The following is a 240-nucleotide window of genomic DNA, read 5'->3' as shown; positions in this document are numbered from 1 at the left end:
AAATCTCTCATGTACTTAATCATGTTTTGGTATGCTTCACTGTTGGCACCAAATGTTAATTTCCCATCAACCATAGTAAATCCATAATCATTGACAGGCATTCCAAACCATCCTGCATAATACCCAAGTTTTTTATTTACAGGGTCGAAAGAGAATGGTATCTCATCATTCTTATTGCCATTACCATTGGCATCTTGTTCTTTGAAAGCACGTAAAACTTCTCTTAATTCTTCTGTTGTA

1 pseudogene is annotated in these 240 nt (G+C 35.0%); it reads right to left on the bottom strand.

Features of this window, described 5'->3' with window-relative positions:
* Positions 1-240: pseudogene (locus AACQ14_RS24135) on the bottom strand (extracellular solute-binding protein); the annotation flags it as partial.

This window comes from Vallitalea maricola, from assembly GCF_036985595.1.
GTDB lineage: Bacteria > Bacillota > Clostridia > Lachnospirales > Vallitaleaceae > Vallitalea > Vallitalea maricola.
Note: the sequence above shows the minus strand (reverse complement) of the source record. Positions and strands in the feature narration are given on the sequence as shown.